A 23,493-nucleotide genomic window follows, 5' to 3' on the forward strand; every position below is an offset into this window, starting at 1 on the left:
CTAAGAATGTTTATTAACATTGTTCTTCAATATCAAGAGCATCTATCAAAGTTAGCAGCAGAAATAGATGCTCTCGCTAAAGAAATTGAAGAATATGAGATCATCCAGTCTATCCCTGGTGTTGGAGAAAAGATTGCGGCAACAATCATCTCCGAAATTGGAGAGATAGAGCGGTTTAATCATCCTAAAAAGCTAGTAGCATTCGCTGGGATAGATCCAAGCGTATACTCTTCCGGGAGGTTTACTGCCTCAATAAACCGTATAACCAAAAGAGGTTCAAGCCGGTTAAGGCAAGCGTTGTTTATGGCTGTACAATGCGGTATAAGAGATGCGCGTAAGCAAAAAACAAGTGATGAAATAATCCCTAGAAATAAGAAATTAAGAGAGTTCTACGATAAAAAACGAGAAGAAGGAAAACCTTTTAGAGTAGCAATTATTGCATGTGCTAATAAGCTTTTACATTGGATATATGCCCTACTAAAAAGGAAAGAAACCTTCCAAAATGCGGTTTAAAAACTATATCTAAGTACATTAAACAAAACCTTCCATTTATAAGAGGAAGGCTTATTTGATATACCCTTTTTTAGTATATCATGTAGGTTTTAATATTTTTATTGAAAAATCTTGACAACTATTAGCTGGTTTTGCTGAATAAGGAGAAAATCCTGCATATAACAGGATTTCTGTTCAAACTATTATAAATTATAAGATCTAAAAAACAGTTCATCTTTTTTATAAACGGTATAACTTTTTTCAAAACGGTACAACTTTATTACAAACGGTTAAACTTTGTTTTAAAGATACAACAACGCTTGTATTCCTTACTTTGTTGGAATCATTGTCGATACTTAATCATACAGCACAAACCATTATGCAAGTAATGCAAATCTTTAACGTAGAATACGATTTTGCTTATAGGAGATTAACACAATATAACAATAAGCAGATTATGCAGAGGTTGCATAATCTTACCTTTTAAAATATGAGATGATAAATATAGGACTGTTCATAAGTGAGTTTAATATAGGTTATCTGCTTCAAATTACTGTGAAAGGAGTGATGTTTTAATTGTCCTTAAACTCTAATTTATGTACCTGTCCGGGTCAGTTAGATAGGAAGTGAACAATAATGGCTAGATACAAACTAAATGTAACAAAAAAGAGGATATATATTGGTATATTGATACCGATAAAAAAAAGAAATATGCATATCGTTACAATTACTATGATCATAACAGCAAGCGTAGAGAGAAATCGAAATATAATTTTGACACTATACTTGATGCTGAAAAAGCTCTAATTACTTTAAAAGGTACAATTTTAAATGGAGGAGAAAAGATTGCGCTAAATGATAACGTGACCGTCTCACATTGGGTAGACATATATTACGATCGAAAAAAATCAAAATGGAAAGGAACTACACCTAAAACATATCGTAATATTATTGACTCTTTTATAAAGCCTTTAATTGGGCAATTTAAACTTTCTCGACTTACAAAAAGCATCTATCAATCACAATTTATTGATAGATTAATACCTATTGCTGCCCCAAAAAGCATTGCAACATATCATAATTTTTTTATAGGTTGTATAAATGCAGCGGTGGAAGATGAAATAATCGATAAAAATCGAATAGCGAAGGCTGAGTTACCACGTGTGGAGAAACAAAATAATGATGAAGTTGAAGGAAATTATTTAACACCGACTGAGTTAACACATTTGTTAAACTGCATTAGACAATTTTGTGATATTTCAAGATATACTTTAATAGCACTTCTAGCTGCTACAGGGATGAGACGAGGAGAAGCGAAGGCTCTACGATGGTCTGAAGTGGATTTTACAAAAAAAATTATTTATATTAGTCGGACTCGCGATTTTTATGGGGAAAGATCTGCAAAAACAATTAATAGTATACGTTCCATTGATATGACAGATGATTTAGCAAAGCAGTTAGAGCGATATAGGAAATGGTGTATTGAAAAAAAACTAGCCTATGGGAAACAATATCAAGATGATGACTTAGTTTTTATCAGTAATACTTGTAAACCTTTAAATCAGGAGGTTGCCAGACTAACTTTGATACAAATGCATGAGATTTATGGTGTAAAATTAATTTCTCCGCATGGCTTGAGACATACATTTGCTACTATCTCTATAGCTTCAGGAACACCACCTACAACAGTTGCAAAAATTCTTGGCATGACTAATTCAACATTGCTAAAAACATATGCGCATTCTTTTGCTGAAAGAGAAAAACAGGCCATGCAAGTGATGAACCAAATCTTAAATTTTGATAAATCTCTATAAACAATTAAAATTGGGGTACGGATTGGGGTACAGTTTATACTTACCTCCCCTAACCCCTTTAGTATCAAGGGGTTTAAAAAATATACTGATAAGCATAACTTATGACCTTGCTTTCTACCATGATATTTTTAATTTTTTGATGTGCATAATATCAAGGTTTTGTATTAATGAGGGTTTCTATACCTTTGTAACTAAGTGTATTTAACTGGGGCACTTTGTAGGCACTTACAGGGGTACCTGCAAATTTTTTATAAAAAAGTACCCCAGTTCGTAATAATGTAAATAAAGAAGGTTTGGACAAGTACTATTTTATATAGAAGAAACGATTAAAAATGCTTAAAGTTACTATTTTTTCTTTGGCACATACTGTTTCATTTTTATTGTGGTTTTTATGTACTGACAACATTCTACACTATTGATCCACTTTTATTATTACAAATAAATACCAAGGGAGGATAAAGGGACAATTGCTAATTACGTCATTATTCAATAGATGAAATGAATGTTTTGATTAACATTGCAATACTAAAATAAAAAGAAGTCTCAATGGCTTTAGATCATTAATCCAAATTACTTTCTTTTTGCTAATTTTGTAGGGAAAGAGGCAACCATTACTATCATTCCTAAATACAAAGGATACTTTAAAAATTCATTTGTTGAATATCCCAATAAATAAGGCATACCTATTAACGCCATGACTACACCAATGATAAACAAACCAATTCCTATTTTTTTTATCATAGATTTTCCTCCAAACTTAATAATTCTACTTAGTTTTGAGTATCCCTCTTATAGTTTATAGATATCGATTTGTTTTGAGATTCCAAACATCAATTGGCTCTACCTACCTTAAAATCGAAAAATAATGGACAACGCTTATTTATTTTAATGAGAGGCTTTTCTTTAATTAGGGAGTGAAGTAATTTCTTTATTCCGAATATGGACAACGCCTGTATCACTAACACGTATACTTACATCCGTAACATTTCGTTTTAAAATGTGTTCAATCGCATATCTCATTTCCCATTCTTTAACTTGGCCGTTTTTGGTTGAAATACTTGCATGGCTGGACTTTTTATTTTCGCTATGAATAATGACTGTCCCCTCTCGTTCATAGACCTTTACAATACCTCCCATAAAACCAGTTGCAATTTTCATTACGTTTATTCTTTCATTTGTAATTTCTCTAAATGTTTTATTTGAAAACTGATATATGATTGCCATTTATATTCTCCCTTCACCAGAACGTCCGTTTGCATATATTATAGAACCTACGTTCTGATAATGGCAATAAAAATTTTATATAGTTCACAAAATAAATGTAACAAAAACACCATATGGTGATAGAATTCAATAAAAACGAAGAAATTTATACATTGTTGAAAAATCAAGATCTTTCTTTAGCGGAAATAGCTAAAAACAAGGGATCGACAGAAGTGTATTAGAAGAATAGTTTGTTACTTTTCATCACAAAGTATCACGAGAATGGCAATTATGTGATTAAAAGATGAAATTAATGAATTGATAAATCTTGTTCCTAATAAAACTCGTCATAGCGCTACATACTGTTTTAGACTCAATGTAACTGTAGTTATCCTTTGCTACTGGCTGCCTTGATTGATTCAAACTACTGTAACAAATTCTAGTGAGTAATTACTTACCCTTTTAACATGGTATTGTACGCTTTTGTGGTATAATCATTATATGACTAAGCCATAAAAGGTCAAAACCAATTCAAGCTGTAGCGTGCGACGACGCTGCGGCTTTTTTTATGTATAGATAACGTTGATTTGCACAAATTATCATTGAGTGTATCGCACGCACTTATTAGGTTGTGGCGCTAGTTGACCGTCACGGCCTCCCCATTTGTTACTTAGGGTCACTTCCAGTCCAGTGACCCTTACATAGTATTTATTCCGCACTATATGTTTATTTACATAAATCAAATAGAGGTGCTCTCATTGACTACATTCGGAAAATGCTTATATATCGCTTTCTTTGTCACATTGTTTTTATTTACAACTGTATGGGATTATTTCAAAAATGGTAATTGGGCTTTGCTCGAAAATTTATTCTTTTCCTTTTGGGTCGCAAGCTTTTTATTCATGGCATTGCTACTTCGAAGTAAAAAAGATGAAACGGAAAAAAGCTAATAGAAGATTTCTAATCAACTATTTCACTGCAAATTCTCCTCAAAATTCATTATTTTGCTGTAGTGTGTGACGACACTGCGGCTTTTTTTTATGTTACAATTTACATAATTTACATTATGAGGTGATTATGTGGAAAATGAAGATTTAGTTTGCAGGGCTTGTGGTAACGACACTTTTGCAACTGGTCAACTTGGTCATGGAAAATTATCTACCGAAAGTAATGTTAGACCCGTAGGATCTTTGATTAATTCTGGCTCCCCACTTACTTTGTCCTTTTGCAAAAATTGTGGTGAAGTGGTTTCATTCAAAGTATCTAAGCCCGAAAAATTCAAATAGAAAACACTGATCTATCACTTGGTGGAAGCAGTTTTATATTTCATGTTTGTTATATGTGCAGCGAATTAATTAAACAATATGGGCTAAAATAGTCCCGGTTATTTCCGACTATGCAATAGTGATACTAACATTTTGAAGTTTACTATTCCTTTTACACCATTTAATTGAACGTGTACCACGGGTATATACGTTGGCCATTTTTACTTTATCTGCTCATTACAAATGGAAATTGCATATTCAGTAGAATCGATAAGTTCTTGATTTCCCTTATTGACCCTGAGTCTTAATGCTTTTTCAAAGTATGTTAGCGCTAATCGGTAATCACTTTGGTCATATAAGTTTTTACCGTAATGCTGGTAGACAAAGTCCAAATAATGATTATCGCTATTATTTTCTGATTGCTCCATCAGTTTCTTAAATATTTTATTGGATTCTTGAAAGTTTTTTTCCCATTGATATGTGTGTGCAAGGCGTAACTCATTGACAAATATACGCTTATGATTTCCTAATTGTCTATTCAGTTCAATTGCTAAACTAAGGTATTTTTTACTTTCTTCTATTTTATTGATAATTCTTGAATAGACACCAATCAGACCATATATGCTAGCTAATTCTTGGCCATTATCACAGTGGCTAAGAATTTCATTTTTTAAAAAATCAATACCTTTAATCATATCATTTTTTGAAATGGGAACTTCTCTTAAATGCTTATCAAAGTAAAAATCTAAATTATATGGAATATCTAATAATTTCAATCACTCCACCGCCAATTAAAACAATTTCACTGTGAATCATTGTCCATTTCATTTAAATCTATCATAATTGAATTCCCAAAATTTCGAACATCCACTAAGTAATCATATCCCTTTGGTGATCCAAAACTATTAAATGCTCTAACTGCTACGATTTTTTCACTTGGAATAACTAGAAGTGTGACCGTTGTATAACCTAAAATTTGAAAAGCTCCATTCGGTACAAAGGCACCTATTTCAGAACGATTCGCCTGAGATCCTTTTACGTACCAGAAAAAACCGTTTTCAGGTAGATCAGGATTTGAGAATGTAGGGCTATGTATGGTAGTAGCTAACTTTAGGATTTCTGGATGAATCATTCGTTTACTATCGATTTTCCCCTCATTTAAGTGAAGTAACCCCCACTGCGCTAATTCACGTGCAGATGCATACATATTCATTTGACTACCGTCTATATTTGTAGAAGCTGACCAAAATCGTTCATTCTGTTCTCGAATGACTTCAACGAAGGTATCATCAAATGTGTTGTACCAATTCGTTTCAACAAAGTTTAATGGTTTGAAAACCTCTTCATTAACAATTTCAGCAATCGTTCGCTTTGTTGCAAATTTTATGATTTCTGAGATTAATTCTATATTTCTACCTCGATAGGCCCAATTAGTGCCTGGAGCAAATGTACGTATATCCTCTCCTTCTATGTATTCGAGTCCATGTGAATGCGTTACTAAGTGTCGAATTGTAATACCATTAAATACTTCCTTTTGTTGTTCAGGCAATAGATATAAAGATATCTCATCATCAATTGATTGAATATCACCATGATAGATTGCATATGCCACTGCAAACGCAATATAGCTTTTACGGCATGAAGCAAGATGAAATTTTGTATCAGCTTGAATAGAACGTGCATTTTTCTGATCTGAATTCTTCCCCCAATATTGTTCCACTTGCAATTCATTATTCTGAAACAAAACGAGAGCAGCTCCTGTACAATCAAGAGCATGAAATGTACTTTTTACAGAATTTATTACTTTTTCAAATGAATTAGCGAACATTCAACACAACACCTTTCTATAGGGTTTTAAACTACATAATAAGCTCGTTTACATCAATCCAACTCGGAATCTTTACGGAGTTTCACACTATAAAACCTCATTGCTTTCGGCACCCCTTCTATTTCAAAAACTCCTTGTAAGATTAAATGAATCAATCTATAGTCAAAATATTGATCACCAATAGCCTGATTCAAATGACCGATAATTTCCCCTATTAGTCTTGCGGATTTTAAAAAATTCCTCTCAACATGTAATCTTTTCGCTGTATGTATTATATAGTCGTCGTAATAGTCTTCATCTACATTGCAAATACGCTTATTTTCCCATACTCTGAGATTGTCTCTGTCATTAGATAATGTTAACCAATCATGTTCGTATTTTTTTCGTTCTTCTTGAGATAAGGGCTGACTCGATCTATTTCTTTCATATATTTTTCTTAACTTATCTGATGCAACTTCTCCTGTATGTTTAGGCGGTAAAGCTAAATTAGTTTTTGTAAAATATTTATTATAATTTGTAGTTGTATTGATAAAAATAATGTTGTTTGCTCTATCTTTCAATAAATAAAGAACATATCTTAAAGCAGTTTGTTCATCAGAATTTTCACCAGCCCAGATTATAATTCTTACATGTTCAGGGATAGCATGTATCTGTAAAAGTGTATTTTTAAATACATACTGATATTTAAATAAATAGTCTTCGTCGATATTGATATGATTCATTAACCATTTATGCCTTTGAGCAAGCCCCTCCTCTTCCTCTAATTTCCATATAGGACCAATTGAAAAATTATCCGATAAGCAAATTACCTTTTCTTCTTCCATATCCTTAAGTGCCAATTTTAAACTACCCGATGAAGAATCGCCAAATACAACATGTACAGCTTGATAGTCTTTTTCATTTTCGAGTTTATTTTGCTCTTGTTTAAAGATTAGAAAATCGCGATAAAACTTTTTTAGATCTTTTGCAAGGTCTTGCTCATTCTGTTCCTCTATACTTATTCTAAGTAGCATTTGAAATAATAGGGACTTCACTTCATCCTCGCTTGACTCTAACACAAATTCTTTTAATTCTCTTATCAACTTACCTGCCTCCTTACGTAAATTTTAACAAAATTTTCTAGATGTTAGGACATAGCTTTGTATGTTAAATACATGCAACGTTTATTCGAAAAACCACTTACCTATTGTAGATGTGCCTGTATCACCCTAACCAAATCTCAGCTGTAGCGTAGCTGCAATTTGCTTTTTAGGAACATTAAAATTGAGAATTCATAATCGTGGACAAAGCCTTTTTGAGAACAACTTGTTCATCGTTTGACAAATTTTGAAGAACTGTTTGATTTAATTCAGCTGTTGCTTTTTCTATTTTCTCCTTCAGTTCATTCGCTTTTGGAGTAGCCACTACTAAAACAGCTCGACGGTTTTCTGGATCAATTGATCGTTCAACCAGGTCAGCTTTCTGCATTTTATCTAAAATACCTGAAATTGTAGGCGCTTCTAAATATAATAGCTCCCCGATTTGCTTAGGAAAGAGCTGTCCCTCATGCCATAAACAATTTAATACACCATATTGAGCAGGTGTCACTCCATACTCTTCTAAAAGTTTACTGAAGTATTTAAATACTTTATTTTGACTAGTACTCAACAAAAAATTTATGCATTCCTGTAATTCCATATTATCTCCTCCATATTGACAATCACAATCTTATCATGATAACTTTGAACAGAAAACACTTCTGCACCAAAACTATTTTGTAGCAGAATTAAAAGGGGATGTATTAATTGGATTCTTTTAAAGCAATTGTTGTGAAAGAAAAGGATGAACAAATTATTTATGAATTAGAACAGATAACTTTTGATAACTTATCTGAAGGAGACGTGCTGATTCAGGTAGCTTATTCTTCCATCAACTATAAGGATATGCTAGCAGTTCAGAAAAATGGTGGTGTTATTCGAAACTATCCGATGATTCCTGGTATTGACTTAAGTGGCACAGTTGTTCAATCGAAGAATACTCAATTTGAACCTGGACAGCAGGTCATTGTAACTGGCTTTGCTATGGGAATGAATCATACAGGCGGATTTGCCGAATATGCTAGAGTCCCTGCCGAATGGATCGTACCATTGCCAGACCAATTAGATTTAAAGGATGCCATGATTTTTGGAACAGCAGGTTACACTGCTGGGCTTTCTATTATGGCTTTAGAACAAAATGGAATGAACGTAAAGAATAATCCTAGTATACTTGTGACTGGATCGACTGGTGGCGTCGGAAGTATTGCATTACAAATCCTATCTAAAATTGGCTATAAAAACATCACTGCGTTGGTAAGAAAAGAGCATCAAGTAGAAGTAGCAAAATCCTTAGGAGCAACTGAAGTCATTTTTGCTAGTGGATTGGGTGGAATACAAAAACCATTAAATAAGCAGAAATATGACTATGTATTAGACACTGTAGGTGGTGAAGTGGCATCTGCATTGATTCCACAAATTTCTTATGGCGGAAGCATGAGTATGTGTGGAAATGCAGGAGGCATTCATCTAACAACAACAGTATTGCCATTTATCCTTAGAGGAATTAACCTTTTAGGAATTGATTCAGTGAATGTACCAATTGAAAATCGAGAAAACGTATGGGTGAAAATGTCTAAAGAGTGGAACGTCAGTAAAGACGCACTAACTAATGCAATTTCACTTAAAGATGTGCCTAAAACAATTGATGCTATCAAAAATGGTCAACATTTAGGAAGAACGATTATAAAACTTTAATAATAATGAAAGAACACAAATGTTACATTCCATTTGTGTTCTTTTTATTGCCCCTTATTTCATCAGACAATTTATTTTTTTCACTCTACCCTCGCAGAAATCCGCCTTCTGAATGGAGTATTTGTCCAGTTATCCATTTAGCCTCATCACTTGCAAGGAAGCTAATCATTCTTGCTACATCATCTGGCGTTCCGATTCGCCCCATTGGAAATTTTGGTAACAAATAGTTTCTAATCTCGTCATTCATCCAAGTGGAGTCTGTTGGTCCTGGATTAACAGCATTAACTGTTATGTCAAATGGAGCAAGCTCTTGTGCTAATGATCTAGTAAAGGCTGAAATAGCTCCTTTTGTAGATACATAGGCGAGTTCCCCAACCATGGGCCCTAAATCTTGACCCGATGTCATATTAATAATTCTACCCGATTGTAAGTTGGAATTTTGAAATAGACGTGCAAATTCAACACAAAGAAGAAAAGTTGATCTCATATTCACTGCGTAGTGTTCGTCAAGTGTTTGTGCGTCTAACAGTAAATAACCATCCTGCGTTGAATGAGCTGCATTATTTACTAAGATAGAAGGTATACCTAGTTTTTCGACGACCGTATGAAGTATTGTTTTTGCTGCCTGTCGATCTGATAAATCAATCGTCATTTCTTCACTAGAAACACCCATACTCAAAATCTCATTCTTGAATTCGTCAATCCACTCAGGATTCGCATGCCAGTGTGTAAAAAAAATATTTACACCATCCGCAGCTAATTTTCTACAAATAGCTGTTCCTATATCACTTGGATGACTTGCTCCTGTAATGATTGCGATATTATTTTGGAAATTACCCATCTATTTACCCCCGTTTAAAAAGAGATGTTATGTAGATAAAAAAGAGCATAACCACGATGGTCTGCCCAGCTTTTGGAAATTACCCACCACTGTTATACTCATCATCAACCCCCAACAAATAGACATACTGCCCCATTAAGTGGATAAGGTTGTCTCATTATTTTCATTGAACAAAATTTATAGATACTTAATCCACTTTCTATGTCTCTTACCCCATCATACGTGCCCCATTTGACAAACCATAGCCGCTAATTAGTATTTTTTATGTTACGTTGAACTTCAATAGTAAACCTTTGTAAATCAAAGTGATGTTCCCTAATTGTGTCTTCGGCTAACTGTTGAACCTGCTTTTGTAACGCTTCATTTTTCTCCTCTGTCAAATTGATTAGTATATGAATATTCTCTGATGTAATACTGTGATCGATGCTGAAGGTATCATAATTTTGTTCAATCATTGCTTCAAATAGATTTGCCATGACATCATTATAGCTGAGGCGAGTCGAAAGAGTATCTGAAGGCTCATAGAGACTCTTTAGCGTTAGTTGAAAAGAAATCTGATGTAAATCATGTTCTTTGATAACAGCCAGCATCGTTTCTTCTATATTTTGCTTTGTCATGTTATCGACCTTGTCGGGTAATGACACAAGAAGTTCGATTTTCCCATTCGGCAGAACACCATAGTCTACTAGAGAATGATAGGATTCTTTACGTAAGGCATTAGAAATATCACTGATTAAAAATTGATATTGCTGAATATAACTCAATAATTCATTATTGCTCGGTCGTGACATTGGCACATTTGATTTTTCAGCATATTGAATAGGTGCATTTGCGAAAAAAACAAATGCCCCACATACAAGGAATGAAAGTAGAAACCATAACGTAAATATCCTTTTGATAAACATCTATAGCCCCCTTATTCGGGACTATATGCGACTCCTGTTTCGTAAATTACTGTATAATTTTATAGAACAAGACGCGGTCTTGATTTTCTCCACCATAATTGCTATGGATGGACATGGCATTCATTTCCTTGTCACCTTTCTCCATTCTAAATCCCATGTTCGTGTGAAAGGCAATCGAAATTTCGTTAATAGGTGACGTGACACATTTAACAATATTACGATGATACTGCTTCACTACATGAAAGAATACGTCATACAACCTTTTCGCAATATTCTGTTTTCTATAATCAGGATGAACCCCAACAAAATGGATAAATGCTTCATTGGAGTTGGACTGAGATAAAAATCCTACAAGAAAACCGATAATTTCGCCATCCTTTTCCATAATAAGGCTTGTATTTGTAAAGTGATCAAAAAATAATTTGGGTAACTTATCTGACATTTCCCTTCCACCCCACCACTCATTGATTAGTGGAGATAAAGTATAATAATCTGAACTTTGTAAGCTACGAATGTTCATGGAATCCTTCCTCCTTTTCTACTCATACGTTGATATTTGGCAACGGCGCTGAAGGGGTGAATGCATGCACAGCTACCACAATTAAATAAATAATTACAATCACCAGTGCAAACACGCTACCAATACGTATGAATTTAATTTACAAATCTGATAACTCTGGTGTTTCTTTATAACGCCAGCGCTCAAAAAAGAGATAACTTTCCTCTGGATTATACAAGCACCACATACAATAACCATAAACGGGTATGGATAAAACAATACTGATGAATAACATCTACATACCCTCCATCTAGGATGTTTAATCATACTATTATTTTACCCTACCATTTATTTCAAAATCAATGTTTCAATTAAACCTTTGCCATCACTAAAGACTTTAACGTATCGCTTAAAGTCTGAATACGATTCGTTGTTTCTGTCATCATCACCAATAGTTGATTTTCATCCTCCACTGAATGCAATATGTCGCCAGTGGATGCTGCATTTTGCTCTGTCATTTTATTAAGCTTTTCAATTTGCATTTGTATCGCCTCGAATTGTTTAATGGCACTGCTTAATTCGTGCATCCCCCTTGTCAAATCAGTATTCGTTTGCGTAAATGTTTCTTTCAAAATAGTAAAGAATTGACTGACATCCTGCAATAGCCTTTCACCATGCTGTAATGCTTGTTCACCTTCGTCAGAACGGTGATGAGCCTCTGTTGATTTTTCAAATAAGGTTTTCGTTACATTAGTTATGCTCACAGTAATGGCAGCACTTTCCTCTGCTAGCTTACGCACCTCATCTGCCACAATGGCAAACCCTTTTCCATGCTCTCCTGCCCTAGCCGCTTCAATAGCCGCGTTTAGTGCCAATAAATTTGTCTGTTCTGCAATATGTGTGATTCCCTTTAATAAGCTATCCACCGTTTGCAAACTATGCTGAAGCTCGTTTACGGTTTCTGCTGTTGAGCTCATCGCATGACTCATTACACTTATTTGGGCCATCGCGTCCTGCATTTTGTCCCACCCTATCAACACTTCATGCTGAAGATCGTTAGATTTCGCTACTGTGTCCTTCGAAATCGTCAATGTTTCATTAACAAAATGAACAGAATCGCTCATTGTTCCGTGAATCATTTGTAAACTGGAAGCCTCTTGTTGAATACTGGCAGAAATATCTTCTGTCGCTAACAATATTTGCTTGCTTGAGCCTGAAATCCTTTGCATAGTTTGCTGGAATTGCGTTACATGCTCGTCCAAGGCACGACTGCTTTTTTCGATTTCTTGAAACGTATTTTGTAATTGATTGTAAGACGCTCGCACTTCATTTTGCTGAATTTCCGCATGTTCAATCAGCTCATTACCCCATTTTGCAAGTAAATAAAAGGCAATGATTACTCCATTCATAATCGCTAAAAGCGTCACAAAGACAATAATGTCATCAAATGGCCCCAACAAAGATTGCGAGTTGACCAAATATAAAATGAAAAAACTAACGTTTGTCAGTATGCCAAAGAATACGATCAATTCTTTTTTAAAATACAGCGCGATAATGGCAACCGTACACAGTAAAATATAATGTTTATTTAATGAAAAACTATCAAGCAAAAATAATGTAAAGACTACACTAGATGGAATTAGACCAAAGATAAAACCTTTAACATAGGTTTTAATGGGTAATAAATAATTGCATACTGCCAATGTGATGACAGCTAGTCCGATAAATAAAAATAGTATTCCTTTCGATAGAATCATGGGCCCACAAATTAGAATGGCCAAAATTGAAATAATAGCCAAATTGACACGGTGGACTTTCCGTGTATCGTAACGAACTTTATTCTCCATTGCTATCCCCCTAAAAATGAATGGACATTCAGTTTGATTTTCTATTATTATATAGTATAACTACTACTTTTTGTAGCTAAATATTGCATGTAAAAGCATATTTTGTACATTGAAGAAATAAAAGGGGAAATTGAATTGAGTAGAGTCCAACAAATCGCACCAAATTTTTATTGTATTGATACACATGATTTAAATCGGGAGCAGCGAACAAGCTCCTACCTACTAATAGATGAAAAAATCGCCTTAATCGAAACTTCTGCCAGTCCATCTGTTCCTTACATAAAGGAAGGATTAAAGGAATTAAATATTGCTTTAGAGGATATTCACTATGTCATCGTGACACATATTCATTTAGATCACGCTGGTGGCGCAGGTTTATTTTTGCAAAGCTGTCCCAATGCCAAATTGGTCGTCCATCCACGAGGTTCGGCTCATATGATTGATCCTAGTCGTCTTATTTTCAGTGCAAAAGGAGTCTATGATGCTGAATTTGACCGACTCTTTGATCCGATTGTGCCCATTGATGCTAAGCGAATTATAGAAGTTAGTCATGAACAACGTCTTCAGCTAGGTCAACATTATTTAACGTTCTATCATACAGAAGGCCATGCAAAACATCATGTTTCGATGTTTTATTCCGCTACAAATGGCTTGTTTGTAGGTGATACTACAGGCGTTCGTTATCCAGAAATGGATGGAGAAGCGATAGATTTAATTATCCCATCAACTTCGCCTAACCAGTACAATCCTGAAACAATGGAGCAATCCATTCAATTGTACGAAAAGCTACAAGCAAATGAATTATATTTTGGCCATTATGGTGCTTATAAAAATCCACCAGAGGCCTATCGTCAAGTACGCTATTGGACCCCTCTCTTTTTAGCAGAAGGTAGAAAAGCACAAGCAGCATCAAGCCATTTCCAGGAACAAGTCCAATTCTTAGATGCTCGCTTAAAAGAGCTTTTATTTAGCTATTTACAGGAAAATGGTATTTCGGATAATCATCCAGTCTATCAAACGATTCCATTTGATACCATTGTATCGTCAATGGGGATACTGGATTATTTAGAAAAAGTAAATGCGGAGGTGCCACTATAAATAGAAAAAGAGGTGTCTCATCAGTCATTTGCAGACACCTCCTTGTTCGTTTAATACCTTAAGATTAAAAATAGTTCAGGTCAGCTTGAAAATCCTGTTGCTTCCCTACCTCTTGAAAGTATTTAATGGGATTAATCACTTTTTTTCATGCGTTCCATTACAGCAGGAATCGTAAAGAACTCAGGTTTTAAACGACCATTGACCCCATCCCAATCACAGTTGAAAGAAAAAATCTTTATGAAAGAACATTAAAATCTTTATAGTTGTTAATGCTAGCTATAAAAAAGGAAATTACTATGACAACAATAAAGCCTATCAAACCTTTTGAGCCGATGACTACATTGGAAATTCCTACAGCGGACAATTGGGTTGGACAAGTTAAGTGGGATGGAACTAGGATTTTGGTGTACTCGTCAGATAACACAACGCAAGTTTTTAATCGTAACTTGAATGAACGTTCAAAGCAATATCCAGAATTACTAATCCCAGAAGAGTATTCAAAAACTAATAAATTTATTATTGATGGTGAAGTAATTGCTTTTAAAAATGGTGTTCCCTCATTTTACGAGGTAATGAAACGAGACAGAATTAGAAACATAGAGAAAAACAAAGAAGTCCTTGAAAATGTTCCCATTGCCTATATGGTTTTTGATATTCTTTCAATTGATGATAAATGGATTACACACTTACCCCTATCAGAACGACAAAAAATTTTAAGAGAAATGATTATTCCTAATACACATATAAATGTTGTTGAAAATTTTACGGATACACAAGCACTTTTCGATGCATGCATTGAAAATGACCTTGAAGGTGTTGTTTTCAAAGATTTAAATAGTACTTATACTATTAATGGCAAGGATAGACGATGGCTAAAGAAAAAGAAAAATCAAGATATTATTGCAGTAATAGGAGGAGTAACCTTAAATAATTCATTAGTTAAATCATTACACTTAGGCTTATATAATGACCAAAACCAGTTAATTTATATAGGTAGCGTAGGTTCTGGAAATTTAACGAAAGAAGATTGGTTACATTTTACGAAAAGTATAATTTCAATTATAAGAGAAAAATCACCTTTTGAAAATTTCGACGTTACAGATAATGTTTGGTTAGACCCTCTTTTTACAGTGAAAGTTCACTTTCTTGAATGGATCAATTGTAAAAAGTTAAGACATCCAACCATCGAAGCGTTTGTATCAATAAATCCAGAAAAATGCAGATTTCACCAGATTTAAGTACATTACACCGAAAGACATATTGAATAAAACTAAATTATTTAATGATTAACTAAACAATTTCACTAGAAATATAAAAGACAGAGCCATTTATTATGGTTCTGTCCCAAACTGTCGACAAAAGGAATCGAGAAGTTCACACTCGATTCCTTTTGTCATTTTTCTTCTTTGAATATGTTTAAAAATGGTGATTTTCTACCCGCTTAAACATACTCTTCAAGCATAAGAACTCTTTTTACCTGCCACGTCCAAGTAGCCAGTTTCTTTAGATTCATGGCAGCAAAAGTAAGCATTACCTGCATAGAAAATTTTTTCTTTATATACAATAATTTTCAATTTAAATGGAAAGGCATTAATGACAAAGGTTGCCCCTTCATCGTTACTGCCCTTTTCTGTTGTTATATAAACTTAAAATGTTTGGGAAACATTTTTTTGGAAAAGTGGTTGTTAAATTGATTCCAAATTTCCCTTTATTAAAGAAAGGAGGGACTCGATTGAGGGAATATGAATTCTTAATTGGTTTGATTAGCAACACAGGATTTGCAATTGTCGCTTTTTTATTGACCTTTTGGGAGTTTGATAAATTACTTGGATTGCTTGCAGAAGCTGTGGTTGACCCGATCCACATCGACGTTCTACTACAACTCCTGGTACTTCAATAGGCAAATCAGCGATTAACGCTGCTACCCTCAATATATTCACTCTATGAATGAGTAGAGTAAATGTACGTAAATTGACAAATTTTAATAAAATTGAAGATTTCATTAAAATACATAGCATTTTTAATAGAAAACAATACGAAAACTAATATATTTATTCAATAAAGGACTATATATCTAATTATTTTTTAAAAACTACATTTGTATAACTAGACTTTCATCCTACATATGCATACTTTGAATAATTATTAATATATTGCTATCATACTAGTTGCAATACAATTTCAATATAAGGAGACTAGTTATATGCAAACTAAATTCACAAAATTAAGCAAAAAAGGAATAAGTGCTGCCATATTAGCAGCAGGAATCATGGGGACTTCAATGGCTCCAAATGCATATGCCCATGGGTTTGTTGAAAAACCAACTAGCCGAGCCGCTTTATGTAGTCAAAATTTTGGCGCACTTAACCTAATGTGTGGAAACATAATGTATGAACCACAGAGTCTAGAGGCACCAAAAGGATTTCCACAAAGTGGACCGGCTGATGGTAAAATTGCATCTGCAGGAGGTCTGTTTGGTGGCATCCTCGATCAACAAACCGCAGATCGTTGGTTTAAGAATACGATTACAGGAGGTTCAAATACCTTTACATGGAAGTATACTGCGCCACATTTAACAAGCAAATGGCACTATTATATTACAAAAAGTGGATGGAATCCAAATAAGCCTTTAACCCGTGCAGATCTTGAGCCAATTGGAACTGTTGAGCACAATGGTTCTGCCGCGTCGAATAATTTAACTCATACAGTTTACGTACCAACTGATCGTAGTGGCTATCACATTATTCTAGCTGTTTGGGATGTAGCTGATACTTCAAATGCATTCTATAATGTAATTGACGTTAACTTAGTTAATAATGGAAACATTGATATAGAAGCTCCAACACAGCCAAATGAATTACATGCAACGAAAGTTACTTCTAACAGTGCCGAGCTAAAATGGAATCCTTCTACAGACAATGTGAGTGTAAAAGAATATCAGGTATTACGTGATGATAAAGTAGTTGGTGTGGTACCAGGAACAACATTCACAGATAAAAATTTAAAAGCGAGTACAAAATATACATATACGGTTAAAGCGGTGGATGCAGCTGGAAATGTTTCTAAAGAAAGTGAGTCTGTAGTTGTAGAGACAATGAATGCTGTTCCAGATACAGAAACACCAACGCAACCAACTGCACTACACACAATGGGCGTAACATCTTCAAGTGTAGACTTAATGTGGAGTGCATCAGAGGATAATGTAGCAGTTGACCATTATGTTATATATCAAGGAACAAAAGTAGATCAAATGACTGTTGTTGGGACATCGAAAACTACATCATTTATGGCCAAGAACCTCCAATCAAATACAACATATATGTATGCAGTAACTGCCATGGATGCAGCTGGAAATGAATCTAATAAAAGTTCAATTTTAACTGTGACTACAAAAGAGCTAGGGGCGTCTTATGAGCAATGGAGTCCATTGAAGGCGTACACAAAAGGAGATAAAGTAGAGTATCAAGGTAAGCTATATGAAGCTGTCCAAAGCTATCAAGGATACGGAGATCCAAATTGGATAAACGCATTGTCTTTATGGAAAGAAATTCAATAAAAAGAAGAGTCCTAATAAAAAATTTGTTTATGTCGACTTTTTAAAAACTATGCAGCCATCTGTTGCGAATTTTACCCATATAATTTAGTAAAAAAAGAAGAAAGGGCCAAAGAATGGTCCTTTCTTCTTGAAATATTCTATCAACCTGTCACTCGGTTATATTTTTTATAACTGCCATTTCCTTACCGAACCTATCACCATCATCAATAAATCCCAAACTCGAGTATAAATTATGTGCTCCCAAATTTTCAGGATGATAACCTACAACAATTTTTTTTGAATTTGGTAATTTAGCCATCTCTGAAATCATTAACTTAGTTGCTGCTTTACCTATACCCTTGCCTTGGTATTCCTTATCCACCATTATTCTATATACCCAATAACCATCAAGTTCTTCTCGAACAGAATTGTACATCAAAAAGCCAACCACTTTTTCTTTAAAATAAATAGCGTATGGTTTTAACGTAGGCTCAAACTTTGACTGAGCTATTGATATGGCATTGGGTTCCATGTATTCTTTTTGTTCTGTTGATACCTCTAATTCACAACAGTCGTACCAGTTTTCTGCATTTAATTCTACGATTTTCACATTTTCTTTAATCATAATTTTCCCCTTTCAAAATTCGGGGAAACGCTAAACAACTTTGTTAATTAGTCGTTATCCCCTTGCAATCATTAATAATGTAATATCTGTTATCTGTCATCATGAACGCCTCCTCTAACAACTATTGCCTAAAATTATATCAATTAATTTTAAGACTTTTCAATTATACCATTTTTCCTATAATTTCCCTACTTAAAATAAAATGAAAGATGATTAGGTTCTTTCATTGAGTATAAGAATACTTTATTCATTTGGTTTAAATTCGATTGATTTTGCTTGATACATTTCATCCTTAAAAATATAAGTAATTTGAATATCACCTATACTTCCACTTGCTTGAGAAATTTGACCTCCTATTTTCGCAATAAGTTGCTTATCGTTTATTTCAAAGCTGATAAGATTGCCAAAGTATATATCTGGAAATAAATGATTCGGCTCAATTTTTAAATGTTTGGTATCAATTACATCTTTCTTTTCACCAATACTAATAATTGCTTTATTAGATAATAACTCGGTCTTTACGTTTTTTAACACTATTGCTATTGGGTCATCAACAAGCACTTCAACTGGTACTTCAACAAATTCCTTATTTATTCTTTGATCTTGGATATGGAAAACGTGAGCTTCTTGTTCTAAAATTCCAGTACCAATACCCTTGGTCAAAATTATGATTAACTCATTTATTCCATCTTTATTGATGTCCTCATATATCTTGTTGTATTTATCCAATAAGGTCTTGTAAGGTCACCACCTTTAAAAACAATATTAAAATCTGTCTGTATATACTTCATTCATCTTTTTAGCATAAAGGGTAACATCTGTTTTATCAGATTTTGTAATTTCTTCATATTCATTTATCATTGCTTTAGTTTTTGATAAAACGATAAAAAGAGAAATCGCAATAATTAACACAATAACCTTTTTCATAAAAAAAACACCTCATATTTAAGTGTTCGCTATAACTGACTGTTTATTCCACTAACCTGCACCGTTAGTAAAAAAGCAAAGTGGAAAGTTTCACAAATGATAGAAAATAGATTATACTGGACTAACTACCATATTCAAAAAAGGAGCATTTCCTATGACTGAGAATAATCATTCTGAAGTACCTCAAAAAAAAATGAGCCTGCAAGAGGCCGTGAAACAGCAGCTTGAAAACAAAAAGAACCATTCCTCTTCTAATAATAAAGGAAAAAAGAATGCCGACCTTTCAACAAAAAAAATGAAAAGCCAGCAAACGAAAAAAACAAGCAATACTCGTAGAAAAATGGGTGTCTAACATACTATACGGGCAATAGTGGGAAGCAAAGCTGTTGGTTTTGTTAAAAATGATTAAAAAAGAGAAGATTACCAAAGATATCATTTAAGATATCTTTCCCTTAACGGGCACCCTTCCCCACGGAATTAAAGTTGGGCTTACAGCTGGACGAGGAAATCAACTCTAAATAAAAGAGGAAAAAAAGCATTCAAGGGTGAACGAGGGTCAGTCCCTACTTTCCCTGAATGCTTTTTTTAATTATTTTATTCTTTTCAATTCTTTTCATTATTACTTGTTTAGCTAAATGCTTCGTTAAAAAACTTTTTTTATGACAACTGCCTCCTTCAACTCTTGCTACCCATTAGCTAAGTAAAATTCTTCACAAAGTTCGTTCCTTTCATCAAGAATTAAAGGTAATATAACTCATCAATACTATGAAGAAAAATAATGTTTCAAGATTAATAAGAAAAGTATTGGCTTTTGCCTTTGAAAAAAACTTGATTCGCTTTACTAAACTTGTGTCCAGTACAATAAGTAAATAATAAAAAATTAGTATACTGAATAAAAACATAATACTTGCCATTAATATTTCTCCACTATTCCAGAAAGTAATTCCTAAAAATAATGCCCAAATACTTTTGAAAACATTTGCCAATCCCTCGAAAGGATTAGATAATGTTGCCATCATATAATCTCCTTGTTTATCTGTAATGGATTTATTACCATTATGTTTTACTATATATGTAATGTGACCTGTTTGAAGTGTCATTGTAATCACTAGCATAATTAAATAAACTAAGCCAAATAGTGTACCAACTTGTAGAAATTCCGAATTTAATAATCGGTACAATGCCAGTGGTAAAGGAAACCACATTGCATACATTAATGCCATTAAGTTATGCATAAAAGCAAACTCGTTATTTTTAACCAGCTTTTGAAATGTAAAAACAATAATTAAAAATATCAATATTCCTATCCAACCCAAAACTATTGTAGAAATTGTCATAATTCCCCCCCTAGAGTTACTTGATTATTTTTGTTTTTGTTAACTTCCTTCTTTACTTAATACGTTCGAAAATAAAATATTCTAATTTTAACTAAGTTTTATTTTTAAAACAAACCAAAATACATTTTGCTTGTTCTACTACCCTGCCCCATTAGTACATAACATATGGATTAAAAGGAAAATTATTAGTACCTTCATGATTATTTTCAAATATAAAAAAATGGATTTCTTGCCTTTTCTTAAATCTATTACGTCATTTATAAGAAAACTTATAAATATTAAAATGAATGCGGCTTCTGTTAAATTATCATAAGCAAACCCAAGTATGACTAGTAGTAATGCGATACTAGCAATAACAATTTGTATCTTATCTAACTTATTAAAAGTTTTTTTCATCGTTTCTCCTTTTCACCTTCGTTCAATACAAATTTCACCACAAGAAACCATTACTTCTTGCACTACCTTGCTCCGTTAGTTTAAGTAAATTTCTTCATAATCTTTACTAAATTAATTTTGTCGGAGGTATCCAGTAAAAATCAAAATAAAAAAAGCCAAACACTCATAACAATTATGAGTAATCTCAGCTTTTACACTAAAAAGTTTAGTTTTTTCGTTTGTCCGTATCTTATCCTGTGTCTTTAAAAATTTTGGTCGTTCTCTATATCCTTTTGCAGAAAGAAGTAAAAATATATTTTTTTGACATTGGACCAACTCAAAACTGCTCCCACACTTAAATAAGGTACGCCAAAAAATTTTTCAAGGTAAAGAACAATTCCAAACAACGAAATGAAAAATCCAAATAGACCGATTGTTGCAGACCCTATAATTACAATGAACCTAAAAATACTTATCGCTTGTACAAAGGATTAATTGACAAGTGTTAATGCTGCAATACTTGAAACAGCGATAATCACAAGCATCGGTGCAGTGGTTAATCCAATCTTAATGGCTGCATTGCCAATTATTAAGCCCCCTACTATACTCAGAGTTCCTCCTATAATAACAGGAAGACGGAGATTAGCTTCACGTAATAATTCAAACATTAACAACATAAAAATTATTTCAAGTCCAACAGGTAATAACCTTCGTATTCTTTGATGTTGCTCCCACTAATTTGACTAAACTATAAACAAAATCACCAAAAATAACCTCTTTAGTAATACTTTAAAGAAGTTACTGTCAAGATATCCATTGGTTATCATTTTACAGATGACTGAATTTTTTACGCGTATTGAATCTTTGTATTCAGTAATGTGGAGCTATCCCTTATCTTTTACTAATAAAATCTAATACACGTTTAAATGGCTGAGTATTATTAGTAGTACTAAAAAATTCATCAAAAGGGTTTCCATAAATCCCTATTTTAGAAATAACCTCATTTATAGTAAAAATATCCGGACTTAAATTGTCATTTACTTCTTCCCAGTATAGAGGACATGCTACTGTGCCACCATTATTTCCTCTAATAGAAAATGGTGCAATTATTGTTTTCCCACTACCATGTTGTACGTAATCAATGTATAGCTTATCTGAACGATTTTTCTTTAACCTTTCAATAGTAAAAAGATTCGGCTCAAGTGATATTAAATACTTAGCTATAAACTCTGTAAACAATCGAACATCACTATAGGAAAATACAGTTTCAGATAAAGGAATGTATACCTGCATACCTTTATTGCCGGACGTTTTAACGAAGGAAGTCAGATTCAAGTTATCAAATATTTCTTTTAGCATGTTAGCTGCATAAATTGATTGTTTAAAATGATCTTTTGAGGGCGGATCTAAATCAAACACTATTTCTGTTGGATTTTTTTTAGAAAAAATAGTTTCAAAAGGAACATGGAATTCAAATGCAAGTTGATTCCCTAGCCAAATTAATGCTTCTTCACTATTACATAAAATGTGATTAATACTACCTTCTTTATAGGTTTCTATATATGCTGGGGCGTAATCAGGACATTCTTTTTGATAAAAGGACTCACCAAATAAACCATGCGGGTAGCGAATAACTGTTAATAAACGATTTTTTAGAAATGGTAACATATAAGGTGCAATTTCCTGTAAATACTTTATATAATCTTTTTTTGTCATTAAATTATCAATGAACAACCTCTTATCTGGGTGAGTTATTTCTGTTCGGATGTGCATTTTATTATCCAATAGTTGTTGCCAAGTACACTCTTGCCAGGATTTTTCTAAAGAAAATCTTAGAAAACTTAAGTTATGAACCTTTCCATCTTTAAAATGAGAATATTGCAATTCTACACAAATCCCAGGTGATACTTTCAAATAATTTTTGTCATGAGAAATTTTATTTCCCATAAGTGTATCAAGTAACGCTTTATTCTCTACTTTATTTAGCCCATCTTTAAATGAGCCAACAGTATTTATAATATTGTTCTGGACAACTGCAACGTCATATTCAAAACTTTTAAAACAGAACCCAATTATTGTAAAGAAAGCCGTATAAGGCATTTTTCCTCTCCTCTTTTGGTCGTTAATCCTT

25 protein-coding genes and 1 pseudogene are annotated in these 23,493 nt (G+C 33.4%); 9 read left to right on the plus strand and 17 right to left on the minus strand.

Annotated elements, in window-relative coordinates; genetic code table 11:
- Together GJU32_RS11970 and GJU32_RS11975 are read left to right on the plus strand one after the other, a co-directional pair.
- The coding region (locus tag GJU32_RS11970; RefSeq protein ID WP_155592186.1) for an IS110 family RNA-guided transposase at positions 1-513 on the plus strand (513 nt) is incomplete at its 5' end.
- A gap of 842 nt (positions 514-1,355) precedes the next feature.
- Positions 1,356-2,306: a tyrosine-type recombinase/integrase gene (locus GJU32_RS11975; protein ID WP_155592187.1), complete on the plus strand. Its 951-nt coding sequence runs from the start codon at positions 1,356-1,358 to the stop codon at positions 2,304-2,306.
- A gap of 570 nt (positions 2,307-2,876) precedes the next feature.
- Here GJU32_RS11975 and GJU32_RS23170 read toward each other — a convergent pair.
- Positions 2,877-3,047 (minus strand): hypothetical protein, encoded by a 171-nt coding sequence (locus GJU32_RS23170; protein WP_196426674.1) that lies wholly within the window; start codon positions 3,045-3,047, stop codon positions 2,877-2,879.
- A gap of 162 nt (positions 3,048-3,209) precedes the next feature.
- Entirely contained in the window at positions 3,210-3,530 is a 321-nt protein-coding gene (locus tag GJU32_RS11980) for a hypothetical protein (RefSeq protein WP_155592188.1), read from the minus strand.
- Between the two features lie 1,058 nt (positions 3,531-4,588).
- Here GJU32_RS11980 and GJU32_RS11990 point away from each other — a divergent pair.
- On the plus strand, positions 4,589-4,795 hold the full coding sequence (locus GJU32_RS11990) for a hypothetical protein (RefSeq protein ID WP_155592190.1): 207 nt from the start codon (positions 4,589-4,591) through the stop codon (positions 4,793-4,795).
- Positions 4,796-4,995: 200 nt separating this feature from the next.
- On the opposite strand, the gene GJU32_RS11995 is transcribed toward GJU32_RS11990, so the two are convergent.
- From GJU32_RS11995 to GJU32_RS12010, 4 genes are all read right to left on the minus strand, one after another.
- Positions 4,996-5,550 carry a tetratricopeptide repeat protein gene (locus GJU32_RS11995; RefSeq protein ID WP_230875029.1) on the minus strand — a complete coding sequence of 185 codons (555 nt, stop codon included), beginning with the start codon at positions 5,548-5,550 and terminating at the stop codon, positions 4,996-4,998.
- Between the two features lie 26 nt (positions 5,551-5,576).
- Positions 5,577-6,602 (minus strand): serine hydrolase domain-containing protein, encoded by a 1,026-nt coding sequence (locus GJU32_RS12000; RefSeq protein ID WP_155592191.1) that lies wholly within the window; start codon positions 6,600-6,602, stop codon positions 5,577-5,579.
- Between the two features lie 53 nt (positions 6,603-6,655).
- Positions 6,656-7,684 carry a DUF1835 domain-containing protein gene (locus tag GJU32_RS12005; protein ID WP_155592192.1) on the minus strand — a complete coding sequence of 343 codons (1,029 nt, stop codon included), beginning with the start codon at positions 7,682-7,684 and terminating at the stop codon, positions 6,656-6,658.
- 175 nt (positions 7,685-7,859) lie between these two features.
- Positions 7,860-8,279 (minus strand): MarR family winged helix-turn-helix transcriptional regulator, encoded by a 420-nt coding sequence (locus tag GJU32_RS12010; protein WP_155592193.1) that lies wholly within the window; start codon positions 8,277-8,279, stop codon positions 7,860-7,862.
- A 107-nt stretch (positions 8,280-8,386) separates the two neighbouring features.
- Here GJU32_RS12010 and GJU32_RS12015 point away from each other — a divergent pair, with 107 nt between their 5' ends.
- On the plus strand, positions 8,387-9,373 hold the full coding sequence (locus GJU32_RS12015) for a YhdH/YhfP family quinone oxidoreductase (protein ID WP_155592194.1): 987 nt from the start codon (positions 8,387-8,389) through the stop codon (positions 9,371-9,373).
- An 85-nt stretch (positions 9,374-9,458) separates the two neighbouring features.
- On the opposite strand, the gene GJU32_RS12020 is transcribed toward GJU32_RS12015, so the two are convergent.
- The 5 genes from GJU32_RS12020 to GJU32_RS12035 form a co-directional block, all read right to left on the minus strand.
- On the minus strand, positions 9,459-10,214 hold the full coding sequence (locus GJU32_RS12020) for an SDR family oxidoreductase (RefSeq protein WP_155592195.1): 756 nt from the start codon (positions 10,212-10,214) through the stop codon (positions 9,459-9,461).
- Between the two features lie 248 nt (positions 10,215-10,462).
- Positions 10,463-11,119 carry a hypothetical protein gene (locus GJU32_RS12025; protein ID WP_155592196.1) on the minus strand — a complete coding sequence of 219 codons (657 nt, stop codon included), beginning with the start codon at positions 11,117-11,119 and terminating at the stop codon, positions 10,463-10,465.
- Positions 11,120-11,165: 46 nt separating this feature from the next.
- Positions 11,166-11,639, minus strand: coding sequence for a GNAT family N-acetyltransferase (locus tag GJU32_RS12030; RefSeq protein ID WP_155592197.1), 474 nt, complete (start codon positions 11,637-11,639; stop codon positions 11,166-11,168).
- A 139-nt stretch (positions 11,640-11,778) separates the two neighbouring features.
- Positions 11,779-11,913, minus strand: coding sequence for a hypothetical protein (locus GJU32_RS23600; protein WP_274381817.1), 135 nt, complete (start codon positions 11,911-11,913; stop codon positions 11,779-11,781).
- A 76-nt stretch (positions 11,914-11,989) separates the two neighbouring features.
- A complete protein-coding gene (locus GJU32_RS12035) occupies positions 11,990-13,465 on the minus strand; it encodes a methyl-accepting chemotaxis protein (protein ID WP_155592198.1) in 1,476 nt (491 codons plus the stop codon).
- Positions 13,466-13,600: 135 nt separating this feature from the next.
- On the opposite strand from GJU32_RS12035, the gene GJU32_RS12040 reads away from it, so the two are divergent.
- The 4 genes from GJU32_RS12040 (at position 13,601) to GJU32_RS12050 (ending at position 18,119) form a co-directional block, all read left to right on the plus strand.
- Positions 13,601-14,563: an MBL fold metallo-hydrolase gene (locus GJU32_RS12040; protein ID WP_155592199.1), complete on the plus strand. Its 963-nt coding sequence runs from the start codon at positions 13,601-13,603 to the stop codon at positions 14,561-14,563.
- A gap of 296 nt (positions 14,564-14,859) precedes the next feature.
- A complete protein-coding gene (locus tag GJU32_RS12045) occupies positions 14,860-15,801 on the plus strand; it encodes an ATP-dependent DNA ligase (protein ID WP_230875031.1) in 942 nt (313 codons plus the stop codon).
- Positions 15,802-16,295: 494 nt separating this feature from the next.
- Entirely contained in the window at positions 16,296-16,463 is a 168-nt protein-coding gene (locus GJU32_RS23175; RefSeq protein WP_196426675.1) for a hypothetical protein, read from the plus strand.
- Positions 16,464-16,766: 303 nt separating this feature from the next.
- Positions 16,767-18,119, plus strand: a complete 1,353-nt coding sequence (locus GJU32_RS12050; RefSeq protein ID WP_155592200.1) for a lytic polysaccharide monooxygenase — start codon at positions 16,767-16,769, stop codon at positions 18,117-18,119.
- 148 nt (positions 18,120-18,267) lie between these two features.
- Here GJU32_RS12050 and GJU32_RS12055 read toward each other — a convergent pair whose 3' ends face one another.
- The 3 genes from GJU32_RS12055 to GJU32_RS12065 all read right to left on the minus strand — a co-directional run bounded on the left by GJU32_RS12055 (position 18,268) and on the right by GJU32_RS12065 (position 19,650).
- On the minus strand, positions 18,268-18,723 hold the full coding sequence (locus tag GJU32_RS12055) for a GNAT family N-acetyltransferase (protein ID WP_155592201.1): 456 nt from the start codon (positions 18,721-18,723) through the stop codon (positions 18,268-18,270).
- A gap of 243 nt (positions 18,724-18,966) precedes the next feature.
- Complete coding sequence (locus tag GJU32_RS12060; RefSeq protein ID WP_196426676.1) at positions 18,967-19,452, minus strand: hypothetical protein; 486 nt, start codon at positions 19,450-19,452, stop codon at positions 18,967-18,969.
- A gap of 36 nt (positions 19,453-19,488) precedes the next feature.
- Positions 19,489-19,650 carry a hypothetical protein gene (locus GJU32_RS12065; protein WP_155592203.1) on the minus strand — a complete coding sequence of 54 codons (162 nt, stop codon included), beginning with the start codon at positions 19,648-19,650 and terminating at the stop codon, positions 19,489-19,491.
- A gap of 154 nt (positions 19,651-19,804) precedes the next feature.
- Between GJU32_RS12065 and GJU32_RS12070 the strand changes: the two genes are divergently transcribed.
- The gene (locus tag GJU32_RS12070) at positions 19,805-20,002 is read left to right on the plus strand and encodes a hypothetical protein (RefSeq protein ID WP_155592204.1); all 198 of its coding nucleotides are present in this window, start codon (positions 19,805-19,807) and stop codon (positions 20,000-20,002) included.
- Positions 20,003-20,381: 379 nt separating this feature from the next.
- Here the strand turns inward: GJU32_RS12070 and GJU32_RS12075 are convergent, their stop codons facing one another.
- The 3 genes and pseudogenes from GJU32_RS12075 to ligD form a co-directional block, all read right to left on the minus strand.
- The gene (locus tag GJU32_RS12075) at positions 20,382-20,987 is read right to left on the minus strand and encodes a hypothetical protein (protein ID WP_155592205.1); all 606 of its coding nucleotides are present in this window, start codon (positions 20,985-20,987) and stop codon (positions 20,382-20,384) included.
- Between the two features lie 638 nt (positions 20,988-21,625).
- Positions 21,626-22,078, minus strand: a pseudogene (locus tag GJU32_RS23375) (spore germination protein).
- Positions 22,079-22,253: 175 nt separating this feature from the next.
- Positions 22,254-23,462, minus strand: coding sequence for a DNA ligase D (ligD, locus tag GJU32_RS12090; RefSeq protein ID WP_155592207.1), 1,209 nt, complete (start codon positions 23,460-23,462; stop codon positions 22,254-22,256).
- Positions 23,463-23,493: the final 31 nt, after the last annotated feature.

This window comes from Lysinibacillus cavernae (assembly GCF_009724685.1).
Lineage (GTDB): Bacteria > Bacillota > Bacilli > Bacillales_A > Planococcaceae > Lysinibacillus > Lysinibacillus cavernae.